At 40.5% G+C, this 5,160-nt stretch carries 7 protein-coding genes; 2 read left to right on the top strand and 5 right to left on the bottom strand.

Going from position 1 to position 5,160, the window contains the following annotated elements:
* Positions 1-112 precede the first annotated feature (112 nt).
* Positions 113-385, top strand: a complete 273-nt coding sequence (locus tag B4J23_RS07060; protein WP_159123438.1) for a hypothetical protein — start codon at positions 113-115, stop codon at positions 383-385.
* Between the two features lie 70 nt (positions 386-455).
* On the opposite strand, the gene B4J23_RS07055 is transcribed toward B4J23_RS07060, so the two are convergent.
* From B4J23_RS07055 to B4J23_RS07040, 4 genes are all read right to left on the bottom strand, one after another.
* Positions 456-1,595 (bottom strand): hypothetical protein, encoded by a 1,140-nt coding sequence (locus tag B4J23_RS07055; RefSeq protein WP_291359581.1) that lies wholly within the window; start codon positions 1,593-1,595, stop codon positions 456-458.
* A 94-nt stretch (positions 1,596-1,689) separates the two neighbouring features.
* Positions 1,690-3,108, bottom strand: coding sequence for a hypothetical protein (locus tag B4J23_RS07050; protein WP_291359578.1), 1,419 nt, complete (start codon positions 3,106-3,108; stop codon positions 1,690-1,692).
* 9 nt (positions 3,109-3,117) lie between these two features.
* Positions 3,118-3,297 carry a hypothetical protein gene (locus B4J23_RS07045; RefSeq protein WP_004781696.1) on the bottom strand — a complete coding sequence of 60 codons (180 nt, stop codon included), beginning with the start codon at positions 3,295-3,297 and terminating at the stop codon, positions 3,118-3,120.
* Positions 3,298-3,553: 256 nt separating this feature from the next.
* Positions 3,554-3,721 carry a hypothetical protein gene (locus tag B4J23_RS07040; protein WP_004781698.1) on the bottom strand — a complete coding sequence of 56 codons (168 nt, stop codon included), beginning with the start codon at positions 3,719-3,721 and terminating at the stop codon, positions 3,554-3,556.
* Positions 3,722-4,138: 417 nt separating this feature from the next.
* Between B4J23_RS07040 and B4J23_RS07035 the strand changes: the two genes are divergently transcribed.
* Positions 4,139-4,339, top strand: a complete 201-nt coding sequence (locus tag B4J23_RS07035; RefSeq protein WP_005232506.1) for a dodecin family protein — start codon at positions 4,139-4,141, stop codon at positions 4,337-4,339.
* Between the two features lie 61 nt (positions 4,340-4,400).
* Here the strand turns inward: B4J23_RS07035 and B4J23_RS07030 are convergent, their stop codons facing one another.
* Positions 4,401-5,096, bottom strand: a complete 696-nt coding sequence (locus B4J23_RS07030) for a DsbA family oxidoreductase (RefSeq protein ID WP_034706464.1) — start codon at positions 5,094-5,096, stop codon at positions 4,401-4,403.
* Positions 5,097-5,160: the final 64 nt, after the last annotated feature.

Raw genomic sequence — 5,160 nt, 5'->3', positions numbered from 1 at the left:
AAAAAAGCGATAGCCAGAATAAAAAAATACCTTTAAGTTTTAAATCTGAAAAATAGATAATATTTTATATATTAATTTATAATAGCGATTATTAAGTTTAGAGAATTCTGCCATGAAAAAATCACTGATGATGAGTCTGAGTACAGTCATTCTGATGTCAATGAGCGCAGCCACAATGGCCGATACTGAGTCCAAAAAAGTGACTCGTAGCGATCGTATTAGTTTTCAGGCACCCATGAAAAAAGAAGCGCCAAAAGTAAAACGAATGCAGCGTACCGACCGCGCGGTATGGAATATGCCACAGATGGAACAGCCTTCTTTGCAGCAAAAACGTATGATTCGTAGTGATCGAATTGCCTTTACAACGGTTGAGCACCGCCAATAAAAACTTATTGGATTCAGACATTAAAAAGCCCATATTTTATGGGCTTTTATAGTTTCGGATTTGTTCAAATTTAGAAAATGGCCTCAAGACGTACCATCGCACCCAGATAATGGCTTCGGTCCAGTCGGTCATCATTCAGATAGTTCAGGTCGCCTTGCACAAAGAACCATTCACGTAAGAAAGGCTGTCTCCAGGACACATAAGGTCCCCAGCGATTTAAGCGTAAATCTTTATCATCCAGATAGCCGCCCGTATAGATGCCATAGTTAAAGCGGTTGCCCTGGAAAAATTGATGCTGTCTGAAGGTATAGTTGTCCCAGGTCAAATCGTCTTCCTGCTCATCTGCATAGGTCAAACTTAACTGATTGGAAAAAAAGGCCTCATTGGGACGAGCATGGATCAGTTCCAGGTTGGTCCGCAAATAATTTTCACTCTGCAATCCATAGCGATAAATCTGTTCGGCATGAAAAGAGAAGTCATTCTGCATCGCCCAGTCTTTACTGATTTTGGCCCGTACATAGATATCATCCCCAGAACGTACCCCCAGATCCAGATCGCTATCGAAAGGTAGGCCATTTGAAAATTCTGACCAGCGTAGTGCAAACGAGCTGTTATTTTCACGGGTACGGCGAATATCCAGATTTTTATCCCGGGCATTGCCAGGATTTTCATTGGTAATTGCGACATTGCTATCCAGTTCGTTATCCAGGCTGTCATCACCAAAGACCAGACTTAACTTTTGTTCCAAGGTTGGAAGCTTGATTTTTCCTCGAATCCTCGGCTTGATTTCATAGTTTTCATATTTGTCCCAGCTATTATCCAGGATGATTCGCAAAGTCGCAGTTGCTGGCTTATCCGGGTTGGTCTGGCCAAACCAGTTATCAATCTTATGTGCGGTGCGGTCTGCCCATTCACGGATTCTTTTCTGCTTTTTGTCAGCCCAAGATTTATCTTCTGTTTCTTCGGTGGTGGGCACCATCGCTTCGTCTGACTGTTCAGGTAAAATCGTAGGCGTGGCATCGATCAAGCGTGGAATCTGATCTAAAATACCTGTACCTGTACCTGTACCTGTACCTGTACCTGTACCTGTACCTGTAGGCTGTTCTGTTTCTGCAGGTTCTGTAGGAGATGCTTCTGCCCAAACTGGGCTACTACTTAATCCCACGCCAAGTGATAGCAATAAGATTCGAGTAATTTGGTTTATTCGCATGAGTTGATTCTTGCTCTTATCGTATTTTATTTACTGCGCTAGTTTTCTAGAAAATAAGGAAAAAAAGCAAGGATAAACTACATAACTACATCAATTATTTAATGATTTGTGCCTGAATTGCCATATAAAGATCTAAAACCCGTACCGGCTGTGACAATCCTAAAACAATTTGATGAATTTTTTGCCAATTCAAATCCTTATCACGTTTGAGCATTAAATAAGGATAAGCGATTTCCTGATTGGACAATGCCAGGCGACGTTCTCCATGAATTACCCGAATTTTCTGATGTTCCTGTAGCAATAAAATTGGAGTAGAAAAATCAGCGGGCGCTTCCTCAAAATTGATAAATTTCTTTTGATGAATACACCGAGCCGGAATATAGGCGTAGCTTTCCTCAGGCATCCAGACCGTTTCGGCTTGTTGCAGATACATTTCACTGAAAAGATCTATCTGGTCAAGACAGGCACCTAAAGCTGCCCATGATATGGATTTTATCTCTATACAACGCCGTCCACGCTGTGTGCCCCAGTGCTGGATACAGGAATTGGCCTGCAAGAGACTCGGTGCGCCCAAGAGCATCAGGTATTTCAGACCTTGCCCTTGTGGATTGGTCTGCATGGCAAGATAAACAGGACGGGCCTGCCAGTGGTCTTCCTCAGCATAATATAGCGCCATTTCCAGATCGGCCGGTTGGGAGACAGTCGGTTGTAATTCTAGGGCACAGAGGCGCCGTATAGTCGCTCCAGCATGTTCTAATGGATGCAGCAGGGCAGAGAATTCACCTAGCTGTATAGATTCAGGGAAAGTAATATTTTCATCTATTATCAAAATAGAGGATGAACTATCCGTATTGTCTATTGCTATAGGCCGTTCAGCTGTTTTAGTTTCTTCTGTTTCGCTAGTTGCTCTGTCTAAATCAAGTTTAATGGTTTCAGATAGTTGAGGTACAGTGATCTTGGTCTGGATCTGCAAACTGCCCTGATGATAACGCGCGATTTCCAAGGTAAGCGTATCGAATTCGGCATCCTGAACAGATAAAGCCGGAATATCCAGTTGGGGATCGAGAGGAAAATATGCGCCTTGTTGCTGTTGCTGTAAAAGCCAGTGATGGCAATTTGCTAATTCATCCCATTCACTATGTAAAAAATCAGATTGCTCTACAGGACCCAGCCAGATTTGCCAGCCTTGTTGTGGCTGATGCAAAAAGGCCCAGCCTGTTTCTCTATGCGTAGTCAGTGCCTGTTGCAGTTGGATAGGATCCTTAAAATAACCGCGATAACAATGATGAAACTGGGTGCTCGCCGCAAACTGATGTGCTGCCAGCTCAGGCTGGACACGGGATTTAAAACTTAAAATCTGATTTTTAAAAACAGGTTCATCACAGAGATGAAAAATATCCTGGAGCCGTTTTTTGGTTCGGGCGGCTTCATATAAACTGAGGGATTTATGTTCTAGTTGCTGCCCCAATTCATTTAATTCTTTAATTAACTTTGCTTTTTCTAAAGCATTCATTTTAGCTCTCTAGATATATTTGAGTGCTTTATCCAGTGACTTGGCCATGATCATATTGACTGCAAGTTCTACCAGTTTGTATTCGGTAGAGTTGGGATCTGGATAACGCTCAGCCATTTCAATCAAAAAATCCACAGAAATTGCCTGCGGAGAAATTTTTCCCTGTATTAATGCTTGAAGCTGGTTCATAACAAGAAAGTCTGAAATCCATAAAAGATCAGGTTCTGATTATAAGCATCTGATTGGCAAAATACTTGATTATTTTGAGTATTTTTTAAGCGAATTTGGTGGTTTTTTTTGAATAAAAAGTGAACGAAATCAAAATAAAATAAAAAATAATGAGGTTTTTAATGCTCTTTAAATAGAAGAACAAGTTAAATTTTCGAAGCCCTGAAATAAAAACAGGCTGAATAATTCAGCCTGCTGGGAGATTTTGCTTAAAGACTTAAGCCGCTTTTTCAGTTTCTGCAGTTGCAGTATCTGTTGCTACAGTTTCAACTGGTGCTTTGCTCACAGGGAAATCTGGAAGATAAACCACTTGAGCCATTTGTGCTGAAGCTTGTAGAGAAAAAGCCATCACAGTTGCTGCGCATAAAAATTTAACAGTTTTCATAACATGACCTTTTGATATCTGGGTGTTCAAGAGCTTGAACAAGAAAAAAAGTTAGTCCTAAATCACGTGAAAAATAATATCAAATGGCAATTAATAAAAAATGATCAAATCGGCAAGAAAAGCAACTAAATTTAGATAAAATACTCTATAAAACAATGTATTAGAATATTTACTCTAGATAGTTTTGGATTGTTTTTTATACATTTTTTAGATGTTTTAGAAGCTTTTAAACAAACATTTATTTGTTGATTATTTAAAACTAGAGGTCCAGATTTAAATTTTTTTAAAGCAGTAAGGGCAGATCAGTATTTGTTCATTCCCTGTAAGTTTTTGCTATCACTTGTTTGCTAAGAGCTGTAGAGAAATTTAAATCAACTAAGATGAATGCTTCTATCTTCACAGAGTGAGTGTTGAATCATGGCAATTGCAAAAGTGGTAGAAGTTAATTCAAGCAGTAGTAAAAGCTTTGAGGATGCAATTCAGACTGGCATCGCGAAAGTCACAGAGACGATTAAAAATGTTCAAGGTGCCTGGATCAATGAACAGAAAGTCGTGATTAATGACAATAAAATTACCGAATATCGTGTGAATCTAAAGATCAGTTTTCTGGTTGAATAATTCACATCATTCATAAAAAAATCCCCATCTTGAATGGGGATTTTTTGATTTGATTTAGTGTTTATTGAGGCTTTTCAGGAACATCACAAGCATCTGTAGAACACTGATCAGCTGCTGGTTGTTGCTGTGGCTCCTCTAAAGCTTTTTCAAGAACTTGTAAAAAGACTTCTTTCGGCTGAGCACCTGCCAAAGCAATGCGTTGATCAAATACAAAGAACGGAACACCAGTAACTTTGAGCTGGTCACGCGCCACTTCCTGGTCAAATTTAACAAAGTCCGCAAATTCATCCGAGTCGAGTAAATCGTCCACTTCAACCGGGTTCAGGCCAATACGCGCTGCAACATCTTCCAGCGTTTCACGTTCACCAATCGGCAGGCCTTGCGTCATATAGCTATAGAAAAAAGCTTCCTGAGCTTCATTGCCCAAGCCTTTGCTTTGTGCCAGGTGAATGATGCGATGCGCATTCAAGGTATTACCAGAGTTGGCACCTTCCCAGTTAAATTCAATGCCTTCCTGTTTAGCCATGGCTGCAATATTGCGCTGCATGTCTTCAACTTCTGCCACTGAACGGCCATATTTTTGTGCCAAACGTTCAGAGTTGGAAACTTCCTGACGGACTGGTGCTTCAGGATCTAGCTGAAAACTATGCCAATGGACTTCAAGTTCAATCTCGCTTTCCTTTGCAGCAGCTTCCAGCCGTTTTTTACCAATATAGCAAAAAGGGCAGACCACATCTGACCAAATATCTACGCGCATGTCATGTCTCTAATCTTTGTCTTGTTAGAAGTATGAGGGTGAAGAACTGGAATTTAAAAGATCG

This window comes from Acinetobacter sp. UBA3025, assembly GCF_002367915.1.
In the GTDB taxonomy this organism is placed as follows: Bacteria; Pseudomonadota; Gammaproteobacteria; order Pseudomonadales; family Moraxellaceae; genus Acinetobacter.
This window is presented reverse-complemented; position numbering and strand designations above follow the sequence as displayed.